Raw genomic sequence first — 21398 nt, forward strand, 5'->3', positions numbered from 1 at the left:
TGTATATTTGCAATCTCAAAACAATAAAAAATAATGATCGAAGATAAAACCCCACAACGTACAAGTATTGCCCAATTAGGAGAATTTGGATTGATAGACCATTTGACAAAAAACTTTGAAATCAATCAGCCTTCTACTCTAAAAGGGATTGGCGATGATGCTGCCGTTTTGGACTTCAAAGATAAAAAGGTCGTTATCTCTACGGATTTACTGATTGAAGGAGTACATTTTGATTTGGCTTACATGCCCTTAAAACATTTGGGCTATAAAGCAGTTGTAGTCAATGTTTCAGATATTTGTGCGATGAACGCCAAACCAACACAAATCACGGTTTCTGTTGCGGTTTCCAATCGGTTTCCACTGGAAGCGTTGGATGAATTATTTGAAGGAATTACGCATGCAGCCCGCGAATATAATGTCGATGTTATAGGTGGTGATACGACTTCCTCCCAAAAAGGATTAATTATCAGCATTACCGCTATTGGCGAAGCAGATGAAGAAGAGATTGTGTATAGAAACGGTGCCAAAGAAACTGATTTATTAGTGGTTACCGGTGATATTGGTGCTGCTTACATGGGATTGCAAGTTTTAGAAAGAGAAAAGCAAGTTTTTCAGGTGAATCCAAATTCACAACCTGATTTAGATGCGTATACATATCTTATAGAACGTCAATTGAAACCGGAAGCACGTAAAGATGTTCGAACTTTATTACATGCTTTAGAAATAAAACCAACTTCAATGATTGATATTTCTGATGGATTATCATCTGAAATTATGCATTTATGCAAGCAGTCTAAAGTGGGTTGTAATTTATACGAAGACAAATTACCTATAGATCCAACATTTATTAATGTATGCGAGGAATTCAATATTGACAGCACAACAGTTGCCATAAATGGCGGTGAAGATTACGAATTGCTTTTCACCATTGCTATGGAAGATTTTGAAAAAATAAAAGCAAATCCAAATTTCACTATTATTGGACACATGACACAAGAAAGTGAAGGCATACATTTAGTTACTCGTGCCAATACAAAAATTGCTTTGAAAGCTCGTGGTTGGGATGCTTTGACTCAATAAATTTTCTTCCTAAACAAAAAACGACACCTATTAAGTGTCGTTTTTTGTTTATGATTATCTAAAAAAGTAGCCCTTTATTTTTAGCTTCTCGGACCAAGTCAATGTCGCTGCCTTCCTCGACTTTCAAAAGCTCTTTCAAATTTATTTTTCTTCTTTCGATGGCGCCCAACGAAATTGGAATATATTGTGGTATATCATTAAGTTTAGTTCCTTTGGATATATGAAACAAGATTTGTTTGTCTATTTGGTCAATTTCTATCGTATTTTCCTCAGATAAATTCAGCATTTTCACAACAGATTCACTATAATATGTTTCATCTTTTATAACTTTATCAAAGGCAAAAAGTAATTCATCAAAAGTTAAATCATTTTTTATAACCAGACCGCTAGGATTAATTGTTTTGATAATAGTTTTAATCTTTAACAATTCTGTATACATGGTCAGCAAAATAATTTTGCAGTTTGGCATGTATTCAGAAATCAATTTAGCCAAATCCTCTCCGTTGTAAATTCCTTTTTCTTCGTAAGGAGGCATACTAATATCCAAGAAAGCGATGTCAAACGCATCTACATCCGGATTTGTAATAATATTGTATGCTGATTCACAATCTTTAGCCTTTGTTATAGAAAACTCAAACTCATCAGGATTATATCTCGTAATTGCATTTTTATATCCTTCTATGATAAAAGGATGATCGTCAACTATTATTATTTTGTTCTTTGTTGTTAATGTATCAACTGAATCAATCGTCATTTTTTATAAATTGTAGGTTTATTTTTATTCTATTGGGGCTGTAACTGTAATGATTGTACCTTCGCCTTTTGATGATTTTATGTCAAAAACACCATCACATTCTTTAGCTCTAAAAAGTATATTTTGGAGGCCAATCCCTTTTCTAGCTGTTTTAACATTGAAACCAATACCATCATCGGTAATTTTTAAAATCAAGTGATCCTCTACTTTTTTCAGTTCAATTTTGATGATATTCGCATTAGCATATTTATTAATATTTTGAAGTGCCTCCTGCAGAATACGATAAAAATTAATTTTCAAGGAGTTACTCACCAATTCCCATTTTATAGCTGGATCAATATTGGAAACAAACCTAGATTTATGTGTCTTTTTTTGTTCTTCGAATAAATTATCAACTATGGCGACGAAGTTATTAATTAATTCTGATTTTTCTCTATTCAGATCATGAGAAATCTCACGGATGTCCTGTTCAATATTCTTTAATTCTGTTAAATAGTTGTTTCTTTTCTCAACGGCGGTCTCATCTAGAATTTTATTCAAACTATCTAAATTAATTCGCACACCAAACATCCTTCCCAATACTCCATCATGCAACTCGCGCGCTACCCTTTTTTTCTCCTTAATTCTATTTATTTCAATTGAATTTTGTTGTGAAATCATCAAATTATAGATTTCTTCATTTGCCATTTGTTGCTGTTGCTTGAATAAAAGTTCTCTATTTTTTGCTTTTTGTGTTTTAATGACAAACGAAAACAAACCGAGCATCGCTAAACCAGTGAAAAAATATAGTAAGTTTCTATTTTGTTGCACTAAGTCGGTATTTTCACTTTTTATTTCCTCGGTTTCGTATTCTATTCGGGTGAATTTATTACCCATTTTACGTTCTGCTTTTTGCAAACTATCGTTAATATGGATATATTCTTTAGTATATATAGCGGCTTTTTGAGGCTCAATAGTAGCCAATTGCTTAAGTGAAGCTAAGACGTTTCTATAATTTTTTGAACTTTTAGACAACTGTAAAGCTTCTTGAGAATATTTTAACGCTTTAACAGTATCTACCTTATATGCAAAATACTCTGAAAGGTGTAATTTATTATTAATAATTCCAGCTGTCAGCTCTAAACTATCCCTAATTTTCAAAGATTGATAAAACAAAGCAGGAAGCTCGTCGAATTCTTTTAATTTAAATTTAGAATAGGCTAAGTTATCCAACAGCATAGCATATAAGGATGGTTTATCATTAATTAAACTCTTTTCTTTCAATCCTTTTTGAAAAAAAGGGATTGCCTGTTCATGCCTTTTTAAATTTTGATAAACATAGCCAATGTTATTTAACGACGTTGCCTTAGATTGATACTGTGTCGGAATGTTTTTATTTTCAAGGCTTTCCAAAGCTTTAGTATGGAATTCTATCGACTTATCATACTCTTCTTTTTCATTGTAAACAATTCCCAGAAGATTGTAAGATTCGTAAATTATATCGTCAGCCTTATCCTCTTTTATAGCCCGTAAGGCATTGAATACAGCAATTTCACTACCAGAAAAATCGCTCTCATTAAACTGTAGTAAGGATTTATTCAAATACGTTCTAGCAAGATTATAGTTGTCCCCAAGTCTAATATATATTTTTTCAGCTTTGGAGTAATAAAAAAAGGCACTATCTGAGACAAACTGCACTCCATAATAATCCCCTAAGTAAGTATATGATTTAGCTGTATTTATTGTATCTCTACTTAATTGAGATCTTTCTAATGCTAAATCTACAGTTTTTTTATAACCTTTCCAGTCGTTAACATTGTAATAACGGTTAGCAACTCTGAACAAGTTAACTCTATTAAGCGAATCATTTGTTTGGTTAATAATTATATCTAAAGCTTTTTGGGTATTTTCTTTTCTCTTATTTAATGGAAAATTAAGATTATTTGATGATGATAAAAGATTTAACAAACTATCTTCTGGTATATTTAAACCTGTAATTAAACTTTCTTTTTTTGAACAATTCCAAAAAAGAAATAACAATAGTATTAAACAAAATTTTTTCACTAATTTATCATGAGTTTTTACCAAAAATAGTAAAATAAAACTATTGTAATAAAAAAAGGCTGTCAAATTAATTTGACAGCCTTTTTTAACATTCTATTTATATGACAATAATTTTATATCTAATCTAATTTCTTATTTCCTCCTGCCGATTGAGCACCGTTAATATCTAACTTTTGACTCGCTCCACTCAATTGAACATCAATAAAATCCAATTTTTTGTTTCCTCCTGCTGATTGAGCACCGTTTATGTCTAATTTCTTGTTTCCTCCTGCTGATTGAGCACCATTAATTTCTAAATTAGATTTTTTACCATCGATACTAATATCTGTTTCTGATGTTGTAAATGAAGTTAATACCATTACTAAAGAGAACAATCCGATTGTTAAAATTGCTTTTTTCATAATTTGGGGATTTTTATGTTGTTGTTTGATTTTGTTTGTTTTAGAATCACATTAGCGTTGAATTCTTTTGTAAAACTACACAGACAACTTCACTTTTTCTTACAAAAAAAAGCAGATATGGTAGAATACTCCCAAATGAGAGTGAATGAATGTCAAATCTGGGTGAATGGATTATTTTAGATTTCTAAATAATTTCCGTTGGCAAATTCGGAGATAATTAGGTCTATATTTTTCTTATAAGACTTAGAAAAAGGAAGTTTGACAGGACTGTTTTTAATATAACACACAGAGTTCCCACTGTGAATTCTGGAGATATAACTCCTATTGACAATATAACTGTTATGTATTCTGATGAAAGGATAGGACAAAACACCTTCAAAATGCTTTAATGTTTTGAATGCGGTAATCATTTCGCCATTATTTAAATAAATATCCGTTGAATTATTATCCGCTCGAAGATAACAAATGTCTTTTGCCGCAATATAACGGTGATCTCCATAGGACTTAATACACAATGTCAACGATTGACCTTGATTTATGCTTTCGGGTTGCGCGATAAAAATTGGTTTATCATCCTGAATTACAGATTCCTCCAAATCGACAACATTTTCGGCCTTTAATTTATTTAATTTCAAGATCAGTTTTACCAAATCGATTTTAACCAATGGTTTTATCAAATAATCCGTTACTTCATATTTTATAGCTTCAAAAGCTAAATCTTTTTTCCTCGTTGTAATGATAATTTTAGGGATGACTTTTAAATACCTATGCAGTTCATTGATCAACGCCAAAGACAAATTACTGGCTGTATCTACAGGATCGATTTCGAGAAAAACTAGTTGCGGATTTTGATCTAATATGAGATTTACACCTTCCTCGTAATTGTTTACTGATGCTACAAAAACAAGTTCTGAAAAACAATCAGCTACTGCTTTAGTTTTCAAAACACTTTCTTGATTGTCGTCAATAATAATGTACGAATACTTCATCAATGGTTTTTTCCTGGAATTTTAAGGCATTACGCAATACATCTAAAGTATAAATTCACTTTAAACTATTAAGTAATATTGGTGATTTTGGGAAACTAATTAAACAAAAAACTATTATTTAACATTCTAAAAATAAGCATTTAACAATTTTTACGTATCTCTTGTTAATATGTTTTTAACAAATGTTGACATGTTAAGATGAAGTGCAAATATATCCGATAAAGAGCATTATTTTTTATTTCGAAAGAAGTAAATAATTTATTGCATTTAGAAAATTACAACTGGAAAAACATCTTTTTGAAAGTATCAATAATTTCCATCCAAAAAATGCTCCTTAATTTCTTGATTTTGCAAAAGAGTAATCGGACTCTATTAACAATTCCTTTATCCGAATTAACCATCAAAAAATTAAAGTTAATATTTATGTTTTTACAAATTTATCTTACTTTTATGCAAAAAAACAAACACTATGAAAAAACTATTTGTCTTACTATGCTTAACTTCCTCTTTATTTGGCTTTAGCCAAGAAAAAGAAACCACCGATTTCAAAAGAAATGAATTAAAAGGTAACGCATTATTTTTGGTTCTAGGCGCAGCTGAACTAACTTATGAACGTTTACTAAATGAGGATTCCGGAGTTGGAGTTTCTCTATTCTTTGTGGCTGAAGATGAATTTGAAACTAATTTTAGCCTTACTCCATATTACAGAGCTTATTTTGGAAAAAAACCAGCAGCTGGATTTTTTGTAGAAGGCTTTGCGATGTTAAATTCATATGTAGATCACGGTTATACAACATACTATAACGATAATGGAACGACTGTAACTAATTTTGTAGCAGATGAAGTAGGAACTGATTTTGCTCTTGGTTTTGGCTTAGGATCTAAATGGATTCACAGAAAAGGATTTGTCTTTGAAATCAATGCTGGAATAGGACGCAATTTATTAAGTGATAATAGTCCAGAGGTTGTTGGTCGAGGCGGAATAACTTTAGGTTACCGATTTTAAAAACATAAAAAAAGCTTCTCAATCGAGAAGCTTTTTTTATATAAATCAAAAATAATTACATTTTCATCAACCAGTTTTTCATTGAAACCTCATTTTCGATAATAGCTTTCAAGTCTGCAATAGCCACACGATCTTGTTTCATCGTATCTCTATGACGAATTGTTACCGTTTGATCTTCGATTGTTTGATGATCAACAGTAATACAAAATGGAGTTCCAAGAGCATCTTGTCTTCTATAACGTCTACCTACCGCATCTTTTTCATCATAAGCCACGTTGAAATCCCAACGCAAATCGTCAATGATTTTATGTGCAATTTCCGGTAATCCGTCTTTTTTCACTAATGGTAAAATAGCAGCTTTTGTTGGAGCCAAAACCGAAGGTAATTTCAGTACCGTTCTTGTCGAACCATCTTCTAACGTTTCTTCTTTTAATGAAGTGGCGAAAACTGCCAAGAACATTCTATCTAATCCTACTGAAGTTTCCACTACATAAGGAACATAATTCTGATTCAATTCAGCATCAAAATATTGTAATTTTCTACCAGAAAACTGTTCGTGTGCTTTCAAGTCAAAATCAGTACGAGAGTGAATTCCTTCTAATTCTTTGAATCCAAAAGGAAAATTAAATTCAATATCAGCCGCAGCATTCGCATAATGTGCTAATTTTTCGTGATCGTGGAAACGATAATTTTCTCTTCCTAAACCAAGTGATAAATGCCATTTCAATCGAGCTTCTTTCCAGAATTCATAATGCTTCATTTCTTCGCCTGGACGTACAAAAAATTGCATTTCCATTTGTTCGAACTCCCGCATACGGAAAATAAATTGTCTCGCAACAATTTCATTTCTGAATGCTTTTCCTGTTTGTGCAATTCCAAAAGGAACTTTCATTCTTCCTGATTTTTGAACATTCAAGAAGTTCACAAAAATACCTTGAGCTGTTTCCGGACGCAAATATAAATCCATTGCAGAATCCGCTGAAGCACCAAGTTTTGTTCCAAACATCAAATTAAATTGACGCACTTCAGTCCAATTTCTTGAACCTGATTCGGGACAAGCAATTTCTAGTTCTTCGATTAATGCTTTTACATCTTCCAAATCTTCATTTCCTAAAGAACGCGCCATTCTTTCAAGAATTTCTCTTTCTTTAGCCTTGTACTCCATGACACGGGCATTTGTGGTAACAAATTCCTGTTCGTTGAAAGCATCACCAAAACGAGCTCTTGCTTTTTCGATTTCTTTGATTGCTTTTTGATTTAGCTTTTCGGCATAATCTTCAATCAAAACATCGGCTCTATATCTTCTTTTTGAATCTTTGTTGTCTATCAATGGATCGTTAAAAGCGTCAACGTGGCCAGATGCTTTCCAAGTAGTTGGATGCATCAAAATTGCCGCGTCAAGACCTACAATGTTATCGCTCATTTGAACCATTGCTTTCCACCAATATTCGCGTATGTTCTTTTTTAATTCTACTCCGTTTTGTGCATAATCATAGACTGCACTTAAACCATCGTATATTTCGCTTGACGGAAAAATAAATCCGTATTCTTTTGCGTGCGAAACTACATTCTTAAATAAATCTTCTTGTTTTGCCATAATGATGCAAAAATATAAAAAGTGAACTTAAAAAAAAGAAAATTGTTAAAGATTGAAGCATTGATTTGTCTATTTTTATAAATAAATCCCTGATTACATGTTTGAAAGCATTATTAATCTCTTTTTTCCAAAAGTCTGTTCCGGTTGCAACTCTTTTTTATTGTCCAATGAAAATGTGATTTGCACGGTTTGCCGACACGATATTCCGCTGACGAATCATCACTTAAACCCAGAGAATGATGCTTTCAAAAAGTTTTATGGGCGAATTCCTGTAGTGCATACTTCGGCATTATTTTATTTTCATAAAAAAGGAATTGTACAGGAGCTCATTCATAATTTGAAATACAAAGGGCATGAAGAAATAGGTGCAATTCTTGGTGAATGGTATGCCGAAGATTTAAAAACAATTACTTTATTACAAACTGTTGATGAAATTATTCCGGTTCCATTGCACCGAAGAAAACTAAAAGAAAGAGGATACAATCAAGTTACCGCTTTTGGAAAAGCACTTTCATCTGGTTTAAATATCGATTATAATGATTCTATTTTGGTTCGAAATGTGTACTCGAAAACACAATCTAAGAAAAATTTATTAGGCAGAACAGAAGGAATCGAAAGCACTTTTGATGTTTCCTTTACTGAAAAAGACCACAATAAACATTTCCTTTTAATTGATGACGTTATTACAACAGGATCAACACTAGAAGCTTGTTCCAGAGCATTACTGAAAATCCCTGGCGCAAAAATCAGCATTGTATGTATGGCAATGGCGCAATCATAATTTGGTAATTTATATTCTAAAATGGGTATGTAAAACAGAATGGCATTCTAAAGTACAACCGTTTTTTAGCCCTGATTAAAGTGAAAATCCTTTCTAGTCCTGAACTTGTTTCAGGATTCTGAAACAAGTTCAGAACTGGAAAGATTGTAGCGAAAAGCAGGAAATAGCTCCTGAAAACAAGTCTGTTACAACTCCAAAGAGCACACTATCAATTAATTTAATGAAATTATAACGAAATAGAATTTCCGTTTCCAAAGTTTAATGTTTAAATTTGAATAAATATTTATAAATCATTAAACAATCATATTATGGCTTTTGAATTACCACAATTACCTTATGCGTATGACGCATTAGAACCTTATATTGATGCGCGCACGATGGAAATTCATCACACGAAACATCACAACGCTTACATTACCAACGTTAATGCTGCTATTGCAGGGACGGATATGGAAGGTAAGACTATCGAAAATATTTTGATTAATCTTGATATGAAAAACATGCCAGTTCGTAACAATGGTGGTGGGTTTTACAATCATAATTTGTACTGGACTGTAATGACACCAGACGGTGGCGGACTTCCAACTGGAGATTTATTGGATGCAATTGAAGCTTCTTTTGGAACTTTTGAAGAATTTAAAGCAAGTTTCAGCAAAGCTGGAGCAACACAATTTGGTTCTGGATGGGCTTGGCTTTGCGTTCATAAAGGTGGAAAATTAGATGTTTGCGGAACTCCAAACCAAGACAATCCATTAATGCCAGGTGTAGGTTGTGGCGGAACTCCAATTTTAGGAATGGATGTTTGGGAACATGCTTACTATTTACATTATCAAAACAGAAGACCAGATTATATCGAAGCTTTTTTCAATGTAATTAACTGGACTGAAGTTTCAAGAAGATTTGCTCTAGAGAAATAGTTTTTTTGCAAAAAACCTAGAATAAAGAATATAGAGAATAGACAAAATAACTTAAAAGTTAATTTGTCTATTTTTTTTATGCCTTATAGTTTGCCCACATTTTATATCAAAAAAGACGAATAAACTCTTGGCTTATTCGTCTTTTTTCTATTCTCTTTCTTCTATTCTCTTTCTTCTATTCTCTTTTTACCTCACTTTATTCCAATAAAAAAGGTGGAATCTCTTCCACCCTTTTTGCCCCAAATCTACCATAAACTTAACCTACTAATGTTATGGTGAGTCAAAATTATAGTAGTTGTTCGTTGCCACCAAATAAATTAGATGAACAACTTAGAAAACCGATTAAAAACCCATAGACTCAATTATTAGTATGCTCTGGCATCTTTTCCTTCATAGAAATTCATAAATGCTCGGTTTACTACGCGGTTCCCTCCAGGTGTTGGATAATCACCGGTAAAGTACCAATCTCCTAAATTCTTAGGACAAGCAATATGTAAATCTTCTACCGTTTGGAAAATAATTTTCACTTCGGCTTTTATCTCCGGTGAACTCAACATTTGTGCAATTTTATCTGAAATCTCTTGTGGTTGAAAAGGTTCATATATTGCCGTTACGTAATTTACAACTTCACTGTCCTTGAAGTTTTCCTGTGCTTTACATTTTACATATACTTCATCAACTATATGATATAAGTTTCTTTCTTTAAGCAATTCTAATGCTGCTTTGAAAGCTACTAAACCTTCCAATTTAGCCATGTCAATTCCGTAACAATCCGGATAGCGTATTTGTGGTGCTGATGAAACAACAATTATTCGCTTTGGATTCAAACGATCCATCATTTTGATAATACTCATTTTCAAGGTTGTACCTCGAACTATACTGTCATCAATAATAACTAAATTGTCTGTTGGTTTAATAACACCATAAGTAACATCATATACGTGAGCCACTAAATCATCACGACTGCTATCTTCCGTAATAAAGGTTCTTAGTTTAGCATCTTTAATAGCTACTTTTTCGGTACGTATTTTCACCGACAGTAACTCTTGCAACGATTCCTTAGTTAAGGTATTTCTATTTTGCAGAATATAATTGTTCTTTCTTTGATTCAAAAAATCTTGAGCTGCTTCCACTAATCCGTAAAACGAAGTCTCCGCAGTATTTGGTATATAAGAAAAAACCGTATTGTCAGTGTCTTCGTCTATTGACTTTAAAACCGCAGGCAAAATAAGTTTTCCTAAATTTTTTCTTTCTTGATATATTTCGGCATCACTTCCCCTGGAGAAATAAATTCGTTCAAAAGAACATGCTTTTTTAACCGTTGGCGGAAGAATTTCCTGCATAGAAACCGTTCCGTTTTTCTTGATAATTAATGCGTTTCCAGGCTCAATTTCTTGAACTTTTTCGAAAGGAACATTAAAAACGGTTTGGATTACCGGTCTTTCTGAAGCCACAACTACTATTTCATCATCTTGATAAAAATAAGCGGGACGTATTCCTGCCGGATCTCTAAATACGAATGAATCACCATGACCTAAAAGTCCTGCCATAGCATATCCTCCATCTAAGTTTTTAGAAGCTCGAGTTAAAATCTTAGCAACATCAAGTTTTTCAGCAATAACAGGTGATGCTTCTCTTTTTGTCAATCCATTTACTTTACACTCTTGGTACAAATCAGTTACTGCATCATCAAGAAAATGACCAATTTTTTCCATTACGGTAACGGTATCTGCCATTTCTTTTGGATGCTGACCCAGTTCCACTAAACTTTGAAAAAGCTCTTTAACATTTGTCATGTTAAAGTTTCCAGCCAAAATCAAGTTTCTGTGCATCCAGTTATTCTGACGTAAAAAAGGATGAACACTTTCTATACTGTTTTTACCAAAAGTTCCATAACGAACGTGCCCTAAAAACAATTCTCCTAGATAAGGAATCTTCTGTTTTTGCAAAGCAACATTGTCAGCATATTCCGGATGAGAAGCCATTTCCTCATTTATTCTATCGTTTATTTGGGCAAAAACATCTTGAATAGGTTGCGCATGATTCGAACGAACTCTACTGATGTAGCGTTCTCCCGGCTCCACATCTAATTTTATGCTTGCAAAACCTGCTCCGTCTTGCCCGCGATTGTGCTGCTTTTCCATAAGAAGATACATTTTTTGTATTCCGTAGAAAGCTGTTCCGTATTTCTCTTTATAAAATTCAAGCGGTTTAAGTAGTCTAATCAAGGCTATACCACACTCGTGTTTTAAAGCATCGCTCATTGTAAGGTTGTTTGTGTTGTTGTGTTATTCTAAAAAATAAATTGAACTGATCTAAAAAAAAAATGATAAATCAGATGTAATTCCCTGCTAATTTTATTTAACAAAAAAACCCCGTTTCCGAGGTTTCCATATATTATAATTCTATGTCAAATTGTGTCAGTGATTTGAATTGTTGCAATCTGGACACTACTTCTGTTTTATCTAAATCGAGCATTCTTTCGGTTCCAAATTTCTCCACACAAAAGGAAGCCAAATTCGATCCCTGAATAATTGCATTTTTCATATTTTCGAATGAAATATTTTCGCTCTGCGTTAAATATCCTGCAAATCCTCCCGCAAAAGTATCTCCTGCTCCTGTTGGATCAAAAACTTCTTCAAGTGGTAAAGCTGGCGCAAAGAAAACTTCTTTATTATGAAAAATAAGTGCTCCGTGTTCCCCTTTTTTAATTACAACATATTTAGGTCCCATCGCTTGAATTTTTGCTGCCGCTTTCACTAAAGAATATTCTCCAGAAAGTTGTCTTGCTTCCTCATCATTGATGGTTATTACATCTACACGTTTTATTACATCCATCAATTCCGGCAACGCACAATCCATCCAAAAATTCATAGTATCCAATACTGTCAATTTAGGTTGTGTTTCCATTTGGTCCAAAACACTGCTTTGCACCAATGGATGTAAGTTTCCTAACATTACTATTTCGGCATTTTTATAGTCTTGAGGAACTTTTGGTTGAAAATCAGCCAAAACATTTAATTGAGTATCAAGTGTATCTCTAGAATTCAAGTCATTGTGATAACGACCACTCCAAAAGAAAGTTTTACCACCTTGTACTACCTCTAGCCCAGAGATATCTATATTTCTTGAGGTTAATAAATCTAAATATTCTTGTGGAAAATCGTCACCAACTACAGAAACTATAGCTGATTGTACATTAAAAAAAGAAGCGGATAGACCAATATAAGTTGCTGCACCACCTAAAATTTTGTCCGTTTTTCCAAATGGAGTTTCAATTGCGTCGAAAGCTACTGTTCCAACAATCAATAATTTATTCATTATATACGTTTCGAATTAAGGGGCAAAGATAGTTTATAAGTTGTAAAGTTGCAAAGGGTCTAAAGCGTAAAGTTTTGCCAATTTATTCCCTTGAATCACAACAACTTTGCCTCTTCTTTTTCATAGAAAGCATCGACAGAAAGTTGTTTTTGCATCGAAGCCATAACGGCTAATTCATCACACCTTTCATTTTGGACATGATTATTATGCCCTTTAATCCATTTGAAATCTACTTTATGTTTTCTGTAAACAACCAGAAAACGCTTCCACAAATCGGAATTTTTCCTATCAACAAATCCTTTTTTTTCCCAACCTAAAACCCATTTTTTAACCACCGAATCAACTACATATTTAGAATCAGAAACCACTAAAACTCTGGTATTCGGATTTTTTAACTTTTCAAGACCCACAATAACGGCCAGCAATTCCATTCTATTATTGGTCGTTCGGCGAAAACCTTCATAGAATTCTTTTTTATACGGTTTCCCTACCCATTCCATCACCACTCCGTAACCGCCATTTCCAGGATTCCCTTTGGCAGCGCCATCAGTGTATATATGTACGTCGTGTTCCATTTATGAATTAGGATTTTTGATTTAGAATTCCCTCAATTACTGTTGGGAAATATTTTTGTTCTAATTCATGTATTTTTGCAGCTACTCCTTCCGGTGTTTCATCACCCCCTAAAACAACATTTTGTTGAAAAATAATATTTCCTTCATCATAATTTTCATTTACAAAATGAATGGTAATTCCGGTTTCCTTTTCATTATTGGCAACAATTGCATTGTGAATATTCATGCCATACATTCCTTTTCCACCATACTTTGGCAACAATGCAGGATGAATATTTATTATCTTATCCGGATAGGCTGCAATGATATTTTCTGGAAATTTCAACAAAAAACCAGCTAAAACAATCAAATCAGGTTGAATTACGTTTATTTTTTGTAATACTTCACTTTCAAAAAGCTGTTCTTTTGAGAAAATTTGTGTTGGAACCCCATACTTTTTTGCTCTTTCAATTACTTTGGCATTTGGATTGTTTGTGAAAACCGCTGCTACGGTTCCCAGTTTAGATTGTACAAAATACTTTATGATATTCTCAGCATTAGTACCCGATCCAGAAGCAAAAAGCACAATTTTTTTCATAACCTAGCATGTTTTAATTGCACAAAAAAAGGCATAAAAAATGAAAATAAATAACATTGTCTCGGGTTTGTTAAAATAAATTTCATAAATTAGATGTCACATTTATTAACTAAATAGTTGTTTTAAAATAAAGTTTTTTATTTTTGCCAACAAATTAAATTCTAAAATTAAAGATTATGTCAGACATTGCATCAAGAGTAAAAGCGATTATCGTAGACAAATTAGGCGTTGACGAAAACGAAGTTGTAACAGAAGCAAGCTTCACTAATGATTTAGGAGCTGACTCATTAGACACTGTTGAGCTTATTATGGAATTCGAAAAAGAATTTGATATCCAAATTCCAGACGATCAAGCAGAAAACATCGCTACTGTAGGTCAAGCAATCTCTTACATCGAGGAAGCTAAAAAATAATAAAGTACACACCCGTTTGCATTTTTGTAAGCGGGTGTTATTATTTTTTTTAAAATTAAATTCGAGATTGAATTTCAATCAAAAATATATTTATTGTAATACCCATGGCTCTTTTGTAATAGTAATACAGTAAAGAAAGCATGGGTTTTATTTGTTTAAAGATAACAAAAATAAAGAATTTATGGTATTAAGACGAGTTGTTGTAACAGGTTTAGGCGCTCTTACACCTATTGGAAATAACATTGAAGAATATTGGAACGGACTTATTAACGGGGTTAGCGGTGCCGCTCCAATAACCTATTTTGACGCTTCAAAATTTAAGACGCAATTTGCCTGCGAATTGAAAAATTTTAATGCTGAAGATTTTTTAGACAGAAAAGAAGCTCGAAAAATGGACCGTTATGCACAATATGCAATGGTTTCATCTGATGAAGCTGTGCTTGATGCTGGTTTTAATTTCGAAAAATTAGACAAAGACAGAGTTGGGGTTATTTGGGGTTCAGGAATTGGCGGATTAGAAACGTTTCAAATTGAAATGTTGAACTTTGCAGCCGGCGATGGTACACCAAAATTTAATCCTTTCTTTATACCAAAAATGATTTCGGATATTGCCGGTGGCCATATTTCTATAAAATACGGATTTAGAGGTCCAAACTTCACTACTGTTTCAGCTTGTGCTTCTTCCACAAATGCTATTATTGATGCTTTCAACTACATCCGATTAGGTCATGCAGACGCCATGATAACTGGAGGATCTGAAGCAGCAGTAACTATAGCAGGAATGGGAGGATTCAATGCCATGCATGCTTTATCTACCAGAAATGATGACCCTAAAACTGCTTCAAGACCAATGGATAAAGACCGTGATGGCTTTATCTTAGGCGAAGGAGCTGGTGCATTAGTGCTGGAAGAGTACGAACACGCTGTAGCCCGTGGAGCAAAAATTTATTGTGAAGTAGGCGGTGGCGGAATGTCAGCTGATGCATATCACATTACTGCACCGCATCCTGAAGGATTAGGCGCTAAAAACGTAATGTTGAACTGTTTAAGAGATGCTGGCTTGCAAGCAACCGATGTTGATGGTGTAAACATGCACGGAACTTCAACCCCACTTGGTGATATGGCAGAATCTAAAGCAATATTGCATGTTTTTGGTGAACATGCATACACAATGAATTTAAATTCGACTAAATCCATGACTGGCCATTTACTTGGGGCAGCCGGAGCAGTCGAAACAATTTCTTCGATTCTTTCATTGAAACATGGAATAGTACCGCCTACAATCAATCATTTTACGGATGATGAAAACATAGATTCTAAACTAAACTTTACATTTAATAAAGCTCAGAAAAGAGATATGAATGTTGTTATGAGTAATACTTTCGGTTTTGGAGGTCACAATGCTTGTGTATTGGTTAAAAAATTAGAAATCTAATTATATATGCGTATAATCAGAAAAATATTTTCAAAATCCCGTTCTACAGAAGACGGGATTTTTTTTGATTCTATTCAGAAAATCTTAGGATTTGCACCCGTAAATCTTGATTTTTATAAAAAAGCATTCACCCATCGCTCCTCAAATCGCCTCGATATTTTAGGAAATCCAATCAATTACGAACGTTTAGAATTTTTGGGTGACGCAATGTTAAGCTCTGTTATTGCTGCTCATTTATTCAATAAAGCACCTGCAGGAGACGAAGGTTATTTGACTAAAATGCGCTCTAAAATTGTTAGCCGAGAACACTTGAACGAATTAGGTAAAGACCTAAATTTAGTACAATATATAGAAAGCAAAGTGCCACTTCAGCATTTTGGCGAAAACATTCATGGTAATATTTTTGAATCATTAGTCGGAGCAATTTACCTAGACCGAGGTTACGTTTATTGTGAAAAATTCATTCAAAAAAGAGTTATAGTTCCTTACGTAGATATTGCAAGACTGGAAGGAAAAGTAATCAGCTATAAAAGTCTGATTATAGAATGGTGTCAGAAAGAGAAAAAAATATTCCATTATGATATTTTTGAAGACAATGCCATTGACGGACAACGGTTGTTTGGTGTAAAACTGAGCATAGATAATAAAGTAATTGCAAAAGCAAGAGCAACCTCTAAAAAGAAGGCAGAAGAAAAAGCATCCCAACGCGCTTATTTTGCATTTCAAGAAAAAATGGATAGGAAATAATACCAATCTTAATAAAACTATATCGTTTTCGTTCATAAATTAACAAAAACAACACGTTTTGAGGGGCTTATACTTCGTTAGAAATACTATATTTACATCTTATTTTTTCATGAAATGGCTATTCATAAACTGGATCTTGGCGAATTTGACGAAATAGATTACTATCTTATTGCAATTCATACTTCCTTAGAAGACTATCGATTGGCATTTTTTATTAATCAAAAGCTGCCTATAAACCTAAGTAAAAGTGAGAATGAAATTCAAATCAATATAAAAGAAGGAGAGACTAATTTTTCCAGATTTTATTATAATGATAGTGAAAGTACCATTACTTGGAATTTAATTCAAAATAAAAACGAGGTTGTCCAATATAAAAAAGGAAATACTCAAAATCTATTTTCGGACGTAACAATGGAAGTGGCTACAAAAGTCTTTTTACTTCCTGAGTTTAAAAAAGTAGACTATTTTTTAAAAATAGAAAACAATGACGATGCTATGGATGTATCCAAAATTCAGCTCCTATTAAATACCATAGACAGCATATCAACTGTTTATATCGTAGATACAAATCAAATCAAATCTAAAAACAATTTAATTTTTTAATACAAATGCTTACAAACAAAAAAACTAAAATTGTAGCCACACTTGGGCCTGCATGTAGTACAAGAGAAATCATTAAAGACATGATTGACGCAGGCGTGAATGTGTTCCGAGTAAATTTTTCGCATGCTGATTACGAAGATGTAAAAGAAAAGATAAACATTATCAGAGGTCTAAACGAAGAGTTTGGCTATACTACAGCAATCCTTGGCGATTTACAAGGTCCTAAACTTCGTGTAGGAGTTATGGAAGAAGGTGTTGTAGTACAGGACGGTGACTTAATTACTTTCACAACTGCTGAAGACATCCTTGGAACGGCTAAGAAAGTATTCATGAAATACCAAAACTTTCCAAACGATGTAAATCCTGGAGAAAGAATTTTGCTTGATGATGGAAAACTTATTTTTGAAATCGTTGAGACGGATAAAAAATCAGAAGTTCTAGCAAGAGTTATTCAAGGTGGTGAATTGAAATCTAAAAAAGGAGTTAATTTACCAAACACAAAAATATCTCTTCCGGCAATGACTGAGAAAGATATTGCAGATGCTATTTTTGCCATTGGACAAAATGTAGACTGGATTGCTTTATCATTTGTAAAAACACCAAGAGACTTACAAGATCTACAGGAATTAATTGCAGAACACTCTGAATATAAAATTCCAATTATTGCCAAAATAGAAATGCCGGAAGCATTAGAAAATATCGACAAAATTGTTGCGTATTGTGATGCTTTAATGGTTGCTCGTGGAGATTTAGGAGTTGAACTTCCTGCTCATGAAGTACCTTTAGTTCAAAAAGAATTGATTCGCAGAGCTAAAACAGCTCGTATTCCAGTTATTGTTGCCACGCAAATGATGGAAACAATGATTACTTCACTTACACCTACCCGTGCAGAAGTAAATGACGTTGCCAACTCTGTTATGGATGGTGCAGATGCAGTAATGCTTTCTGGAGAAACAGCTACCGGTAATTATCCAGTACAAGTTATTCAAAAAATGACGCAAATCATTGAAGCTGTAGAAGATTCTCCGCTAATCCAAGTGCCACAAAACACACCTCAAATAAAAACAAAACGTTTTATCACTAAAACAATTTGTCACCACGCTGCGACAATGGCAAACGTCATCAAAGCAAAAGCAATTTGTACTTTGACAAATAGTGGTTACACTGCTTTCCAAATTTCAGCTTGGAGACCTAATGCACACATTTTAGTTTTTACATCTAACAAAAGAATCCTTACCCAACTTAATTTATTATGGGGAGTAAAATCTTTCATGTACACTAAAGATGTAAGCACAGATGATACCGTAACGGATATTAATGAAATTGTAAAACAAAAAGGTTTTGTACAAAAAGGAGATTTCCTTATCAATTTAGCAGCTATGCCTATCAAAGATAAAGGAATGGTTAACACCTTGAGAGTATCTGAAATTGAATAGCAAATGCTACTGAAAATAATTTAAAAATCTGTCTCGTTTGAAAAATGAGACAGATTTTTTGTTTTAAAGACATTTTAAGATTAATCAAAAAAAAATTAGGAATAATTACACGGTCTTATGTCAAATAAAATTTATATTTGGTAGAACAAAAAAATACAATAATTATGAGTTTTAATTCTAAAAATCCATTTTTAAATAACAAAAGTTTTTCCACTGCAGTTTCAAAAAATGAGCAAGTGCATCAAGCTACCGTCATTGATTACAACCAAGAGATGACTTTATCAGGAACAATCAATAAAAGTTTAATCTTATTTTTGCTTCTTACCGCCTCTGCAACTGTAATCTGGTGGTTGACTTTTAACGGAATGAATCCTTTGGTTCCTGCAATTGGCGGTGCTGTCGTTGGATTAGTTTTAGTTCTTATTGCTGCTTTCAAACCACAATATTCTCCTTATTTAGCTCCCGGATATGCCTTATTTGAAGGATTATTTATCGGCGGAATTTCAGCAATATTCGAAGCAATGTATCCTGGAATAGTAATTCAAGCGGTAGGTGCAACATTTGTGACTTTTATGGTTTGTCTGGGATTATATAAATATAAAATTGTTAAAGTAACGGAACAATTCAAATCAGTTGTAGTCGCTGCAACTTTGGCTATTGCAACGTATTACCTTATCTCTTGGGTATTTTCTATGTTTACGAGTTTTGTTCCTGTGCATTATGGAAACTCCATCATGAGCATTGGAATCAGTATTTTTGTTATTGTTATTGCTGCTTTAAATCTATTTTTAGATTTTGACCGAATAGAAAAAGGAGCTGAACAAAAAATGCCGAAGTACATGGAATGGTATGGCGCTATGGGATTAATGATTACACTGGTTTGGTTGTATATAGAATTTTTAAGATTGCTTTCTAAGTTAAACAGTAAAAGCTAATCCACTACATTAAAAAAAGAAAAAACCTTTCAGAAATTGAAAGGTTTTTTCTTTTATGCAGCTTTCTCAAAAGCGATATAATGACTTAAATCACCTTTAGTATTAAAAACAGGAAATCCTTTTATCAAACAAGCATAAACTTCTCCATTCTTTTTGTAATTCATTACAATTTTCTCAAAAGGTTGTTGCTCAACAATAGCTTTACGAATTTCATTTGAGGTAATTTGGTTAGTAGCCTCGCCTTGAAACATTTTTGGACTTTTACCCAAAACCTCCGCTTCTACATAACCATTCATTTTTACAATGTTGTGGGATGCAAAAACAATCTTCAATTTAGCATCAGTAACAATTATCACTTCCTCTTTGAGACTATTTTTTATATCCCAGTTATTCTGAATCCATTTGTTTTGCGAAGCAATTGAATTTAGTTTATTTAAATCCTGAAAAAAGCTCTTTACTGCAGTCAAAAATTCATTGTGAAAATCCCAACAAAAAATTGGAGGTGTTTTCACATTTAAACCATTGTGATACATCGCAATAGCATCTTCATATTGTCTAAAATTATTCATGATATATCGATTTAAAAACCAAAAGTAATTTTATTTACAACGATAAAATAACAATTTTCCGACTTTAACCATTGTTGAACGATCAAAAATTAATTAAAAATCAAATTTTAATTGCACGACCACAAACTTTTTTTCCTCAGTATTCAAATTACTCAATGAAATTCCGAGCAAACGGACGGAATCTTTCATGCGTTCCTGATACAATAATTCCTTTACAATTTCTAAAATCAATGCCTTATCTGAAATGAAATATGGTAAGGTTTTACTCCTGGTTTGCTGCGAAAAATCACTATATTTTATTTTTAATGTCACTGTTTTACCAGCCACAGCATACCTTTTTAACCTTTTCTCCAATGCAGTCGCAATCACTTCCAATTTCTCTATCATGAAAATTTCAGACGAAAGATTGACATCAAAAGTATGTTCTGCAGCAACTGATTTTGTGATTCGATCTGATTTCACTGCGCTGTTATGAATGCCTCTGACCACATGAAAATAAAAAAACCCTGACTTGCCAAAATGTTTCTCCAGAAACTCCAACGATTTACTTTTTAATTCCAAACCTGTAAAAATACCCAGTTGGTACATTTTTTCAGTGGTCACTTTTCCCACACCATGAAACTTCCGAATAGGTAATTCTTCTAAAAATGAAATCACTTCATCTGGATTTACCGTTTTTTGTCCATTGGGTTTGTTATAATCGCTGGCTATTTTTGCCACAAATTTATTGACGGATATGCCTGCAGAAGCGGTTAAACCCACTTCATCAAAAATGCGCTTCCTTATTTCTTGCGCCAATAATGTAGCACTTGGATTTCCTTTTTTATTAGTAGTAACATCTAAATAAGCTTCATCAAGCGATAAAGGCTCCACCAAATCCGTATACTCATAAAATATCTTTTGAATTTTACTAGAAATTTCCTTGTAACGGTCAAAACGTGGCTTGACGAAAATAAGTTCCGGACAATTCTTCTTGGCCATAACTCCACTTATAGCGCTTCTGACACCAAATTTCCTCGCCTCGTAACTTGCTGCTGCCACCACTCCACGATTTTCTGAGCCACCTACCGCAATAGGTTTCCCTCGTAACAATGGATTGTCCATTTGCTCTACAGACGCATAGAAAGCATCCATATCTACGTGTATAATTTTTCTATTTGGAATTGATTCCTGCATCTTAAACGAATTGGTACACCGTTCTTATTTCGAATGTTTTACA

Annotated in this window: 21 protein-coding genes; 10 read left to right on the plus strand and 11 right to left on the minus strand. The window is 33.2% G+C overall.

The genetic code is table 11. The features are described from left to right. The first annotated feature begins 33 nt into the window (after nucleotides 1-33). On the plus strand, nucleotides 34-1080 hold the full coding sequence (gene thiL, locus IWX80_RS04710) for a thiamine-phosphate kinase (RefSeq protein WP_196852358.1): 1047 nt from the start codon (nucleotides 34-36) through the stop codon (nucleotides 1078-1080). 58 nt (nucleotides 1081-1138) lie between these two features. Here thiL and IWX80_RS04715 read toward each other — a convergent pair whose 3' ends face one another. The 4 genes from IWX80_RS04715 to IWX80_RS04730 form a co-directional block, all read right to left on the minus strand. After that, entirely contained in the window at nucleotides 1139-1834 is a 696-nt protein-coding gene (locus IWX80_RS04715) for a response regulator (RefSeq protein WP_196852359.1), read from the minus strand. Between the two features lie 24 nt (nucleotides 1835-1858). Continuing rightward, nucleotides 1859-3901, minus strand: coding sequence for a tetratricopeptide repeat-containing sensor histidine kinase (locus IWX80_RS04720; protein WP_334682218.1), 2043 nt, complete (start codon nucleotides 3899-3901; stop codon nucleotides 1859-1861). Between the two features lie 95 nt (nucleotides 3902-3996). Then, nucleotides 3997-4278, minus strand: a complete 282-nt coding sequence (locus IWX80_RS04725) for a 3-oxoacyl-ACP reductase (protein ID WP_196852360.1) — start codon at nucleotides 4276-4278, stop codon at nucleotides 3997-3999. A 176-nt stretch (nucleotides 4279-4454) separates the two neighbouring features. Next, on the minus strand, nucleotides 4455-5267 hold the full coding sequence (locus tag IWX80_RS04730; protein WP_196852361.1) for a LytR/AlgR family response regulator transcription factor: 813 nt from the start codon (nucleotides 5265-5267) through the stop codon (nucleotides 4455-4457). A 469-nt stretch (nucleotides 5268-5736) separates the two neighbouring features. Between IWX80_RS04730 and IWX80_RS04735 the strand changes: the two genes are divergently transcribed. Continuing rightward, nucleotides 5737-6273: a DUF3575 domain-containing protein gene (locus IWX80_RS04735; RefSeq protein WP_196852362.1), complete on the plus strand. Its 537-nt coding sequence runs from the start codon at nucleotides 5737-5739 to the stop codon at nucleotides 6271-6273. Nucleotides 6274-6328: 55 nt separating this feature from the next. On the opposite strand, the gene IWX80_RS04740 is transcribed toward IWX80_RS04735, so the two are convergent. Beyond that, nucleotides 6329-7870 (minus strand): glycine--tRNA ligase, encoded by a 1542-nt coding sequence (locus tag IWX80_RS04740; protein WP_196852363.1) that lies wholly within the window; start codon nucleotides 7868-7870, stop codon nucleotides 6329-6331. A 97-nt stretch (nucleotides 7871-7967) separates the two neighbouring features. Here IWX80_RS04740 and IWX80_RS04745 point away from each other — a divergent pair, with 97 nt between their 5' ends. After that, nucleotides 7968-8651: a ComF family protein gene (locus IWX80_RS04745; protein ID WP_196852364.1), complete on the plus strand. Its 684-nt coding sequence runs from the start codon at nucleotides 7968-7970 to the stop codon at nucleotides 8649-8651. Nucleotides 8652-8959: 308 nt separating this feature from the next. Continuing rightward, a complete protein-coding gene (locus tag IWX80_RS04750; protein ID WP_196852365.1) occupies nucleotides 8960-9568 on the plus strand; it encodes a superoxide dismutase in 609 nt (202 codons plus the stop codon). Between the two features lie 365 nt (nucleotides 9569-9933). Here the strand turns inward: IWX80_RS04750 and IWX80_RS04755 are convergent, their stop codons facing one another. The 4 genes from IWX80_RS04755 to purN form a co-directional block, all read right to left on the minus strand. Beyond that, nucleotides 9934-11832, minus strand: a complete 1899-nt coding sequence (locus IWX80_RS04755; RefSeq protein WP_196852366.1) for an amidophosphoribosyltransferase — start codon at nucleotides 11830-11832, stop codon at nucleotides 9934-9936. 133 nt (nucleotides 11833-11965) lie between these two features. Beyond that, a complete protein-coding gene (locus tag IWX80_RS04760; protein ID WP_196852367.1) occupies nucleotides 11966-12889 on the minus strand; it encodes a PfkB family carbohydrate kinase in 924 nt (307 codons plus the stop codon). Between the two features lie 95 nt (nucleotides 12890-12984). After that, entirely contained in the window at nucleotides 12985-13464 is a 480-nt protein-coding gene (gene rnhA / locus IWX80_RS04765) for a ribonuclease HI (RefSeq protein ID WP_196852368.1), read from the minus strand. A gap of 7 nt (nucleotides 13465-13471) precedes the next feature. Then, on the minus strand, nucleotides 13472-14041 hold the full coding sequence (gene purN, locus IWX80_RS04770; RefSeq protein ID WP_196852369.1) for a phosphoribosylglycinamide formyltransferase: 570 nt from the start codon (nucleotides 14039-14041) through the stop codon (nucleotides 13472-13474). A 176-nt stretch (nucleotides 14042-14217) separates the two neighbouring features. Here purN and IWX80_RS04775 point away from each other — a divergent pair, with 176 nt between their 5' ends. The 6 genes from IWX80_RS04775 to IWX80_RS04800 all read left to right on the plus strand — a co-directional run bounded on the left by IWX80_RS04775 (nucleotide 14218) and on the right by IWX80_RS04800 (nucleotide 19610). After that, entirely contained in the window at nucleotides 14218-14454 is a 237-nt protein-coding gene (locus tag IWX80_RS04775; protein ID WP_007137004.1) for an acyl carrier protein, read from the plus strand. A 181-nt stretch (nucleotides 14455-14635) separates the two neighbouring features. Then, nucleotides 14636-15889 (plus strand): beta-ketoacyl-ACP synthase II, encoded by a 1254-nt coding sequence (gene fabF / locus IWX80_RS04780; protein WP_196852370.1) that lies wholly within the window; start codon nucleotides 14636-14638, stop codon nucleotides 15887-15889. Nucleotides 15890-15895: 6 nt separating this feature from the next. Beyond that, nucleotides 15896-16636, plus strand: a complete 741-nt coding sequence (locus IWX80_RS04785; protein ID WP_113634187.1) for a ribonuclease III family protein — start codon at nucleotides 15896-15898, stop codon at nucleotides 16634-16636. A 114-nt stretch (nucleotides 16637-16750) separates the two neighbouring features. After that, nucleotides 16751-17239, plus strand: coding sequence for an IPExxxVDY family protein (locus tag IWX80_RS04790; RefSeq protein ID WP_196852371.1), 489 nt, complete (start codon nucleotides 16751-16753; stop codon nucleotides 17237-17239). A 5-nt stretch (nucleotides 17240-17244) separates the two neighbouring features. Beyond that, nucleotides 17245-18675, plus strand: a complete 1431-nt coding sequence (gene pyk, locus IWX80_RS04795; protein WP_196852372.1) for a pyruvate kinase — start codon at nucleotides 17245-17247, stop codon at nucleotides 18673-18675. A 164-nt stretch (nucleotides 18676-18839) separates the two neighbouring features. Next, nucleotides 18840-19610 (plus strand): Bax inhibitor-1/YccA family protein, encoded by a 771-nt coding sequence (locus IWX80_RS04800; protein ID WP_196852373.1) that lies wholly within the window; start codon nucleotides 18840-18842, stop codon nucleotides 19608-19610. A gap of 53 nt (nucleotides 19611-19663) precedes the next feature. On the opposite strand, the gene IWX80_RS04805 is transcribed toward IWX80_RS04800, so the two are convergent. Further along, nucleotides 19664-20179 carry a PAS domain-containing protein gene (locus IWX80_RS04805; protein WP_196852374.1) on the minus strand — a complete coding sequence of 172 codons (516 nt, stop codon included), beginning with the start codon at nucleotides 20177-20179 and terminating at the stop codon, nucleotides 19664-19666. 93 nt (nucleotides 20180-20272) lie between these two features. Beyond that, nucleotides 20273-21355 (minus strand): DNA polymerase IV, encoded by a 1083-nt coding sequence (gene dinB / locus IWX80_RS04810; RefSeq protein WP_196852375.1) that lies wholly within the window; start codon nucleotides 21353-21355, stop codon nucleotides 20273-20275. Between the last annotated feature and the right edge of the window lie 43 nt (nucleotides 21356-21398).

The sequence above is a fragment of the Flavobacterium sp. CAN_S2 genome, from assembly GCF_015752255.1.
GTDB lineage: Bacteria > Bacteroidota > Bacteroidia > Flavobacteriales > Flavobacteriaceae > Flavobacterium.

Coding starts and splice junctions, on each gene's coding strand:
- fabF (WP_196852370.1), top strand. CDS start 14,636: ATGGTATTAAGACGAGTTGTTGTAACAGGTTTAGGCGCTCTTACACCT.
- rnhA (WP_196852368.1), bottom strand. CDS start 13,464: ATGGAACACGACGTACATATATACACTGATGGCGCTGCCAAAGGGAAT.
- IWX80_RS04775 (WP_007137004.1), top strand. CDS start 14,218: ATGTCAGACATTGCATCAAGAGTAAAAGCGATTATCGTAGACAAATTA.
- IWX80_RS04735 (WP_196852362.1), top strand. CDS start 5,737: ATGAAAAAACTATTTGTCTTACTATGCTTAACTTCCTCTTTATTTGGC.
- IWX80_RS04790 (WP_196852371.1), top strand. CDS start 16,751: ATGGCTATTCATAAACTGGATCTTGGCGAATTTGACGAAATAGATTAC.
- pyk (WP_196852372.1), top strand. CDS start 17,245: ATGCTTACAAACAAAAAAACTAAAATTGTAGCCACACTTGGGCCTGCA.
- IWX80_RS04740 (WP_196852363.1), bottom strand. CDS start 7,870: ATGGCAAAACAAGAAGATTTATTTAAGAATGTAGTTTCGCACGCAAAA.
- IWX80_RS04785 (WP_113634187.1), top strand. CDS start 15,896: ATGCGTATAATCAGAAAAATATTTTCAAAATCCCGTTCTACAGAAGAC.
- IWX80_RS04755 (WP_196852366.1), bottom strand. CDS start 11,832: ATGAGCGATGCTTTAAAACACGAGTGTGGTATAGCCTTGATTAGACTA.
- IWX80_RS04805 (WP_196852374.1), bottom strand. CDS start 20,179: ATGAATAATTTTAGACAATATGAAGATGCTATTGCGATGTATCACAAT.
- IWX80_RS04745 (WP_196852364.1), top strand. CDS start 7,968: ATGTTTGAAAGCATTATTAATCTCTTTTTTCCAAAAGTCTGTTCCGGT.
- purN (WP_196852369.1), bottom strand. CDS start 14,041: ATGAAAAAAATTGTGCTTTTTGCTTCTGGATCGGGTACTAATGCTGAG.
- IWX80_RS04760 (WP_196852367.1), bottom strand. CDS start 12,889: ATGAATAAATTATTGATTGTTGGAACAGTAGCTTTCGACGCAATTGAA.
- dinB (WP_196852375.1), bottom strand. CDS start 21,355: ATGCAGGAATCAATTCCAAATAGAAAAATTATACACGTAGATATGGAT.
- thiL (WP_196852358.1), top strand. CDS start 34: ATGATCGAAGATAAAACCCCACAACGTACAAGTATTGCCCAATTAGGA.
- IWX80_RS04800 (WP_196852373.1), top strand. CDS start 18,840: ATGAGTTTTAATTCTAAAAATCCATTTTTAAATAACAAAAGTTTTTCC.
- IWX80_RS04750 (WP_196852365.1), top strand. CDS start 8,960: ATGGCTTTTGAATTACCACAATTACCTTATGCGTATGACGCATTAGAA.
- IWX80_RS04725 (WP_196852360.1), bottom strand. CDS start 4,278: ATGAAAAAAGCAATTTTAACAATCGGATTGTTCTCTTTAGTAATGGTA.
- IWX80_RS04715 (WP_196852359.1), bottom strand. CDS start 1,834: ATGACGATTGATTCAGTTGATACATTAACAACAAAGAACAAAATAATA.
- IWX80_RS04730 (WP_196852361.1), bottom strand. CDS start 5,267: ATGAAGTATTCGTACATTATTATTGACGACAATCAAGAAAGTGTTTTG.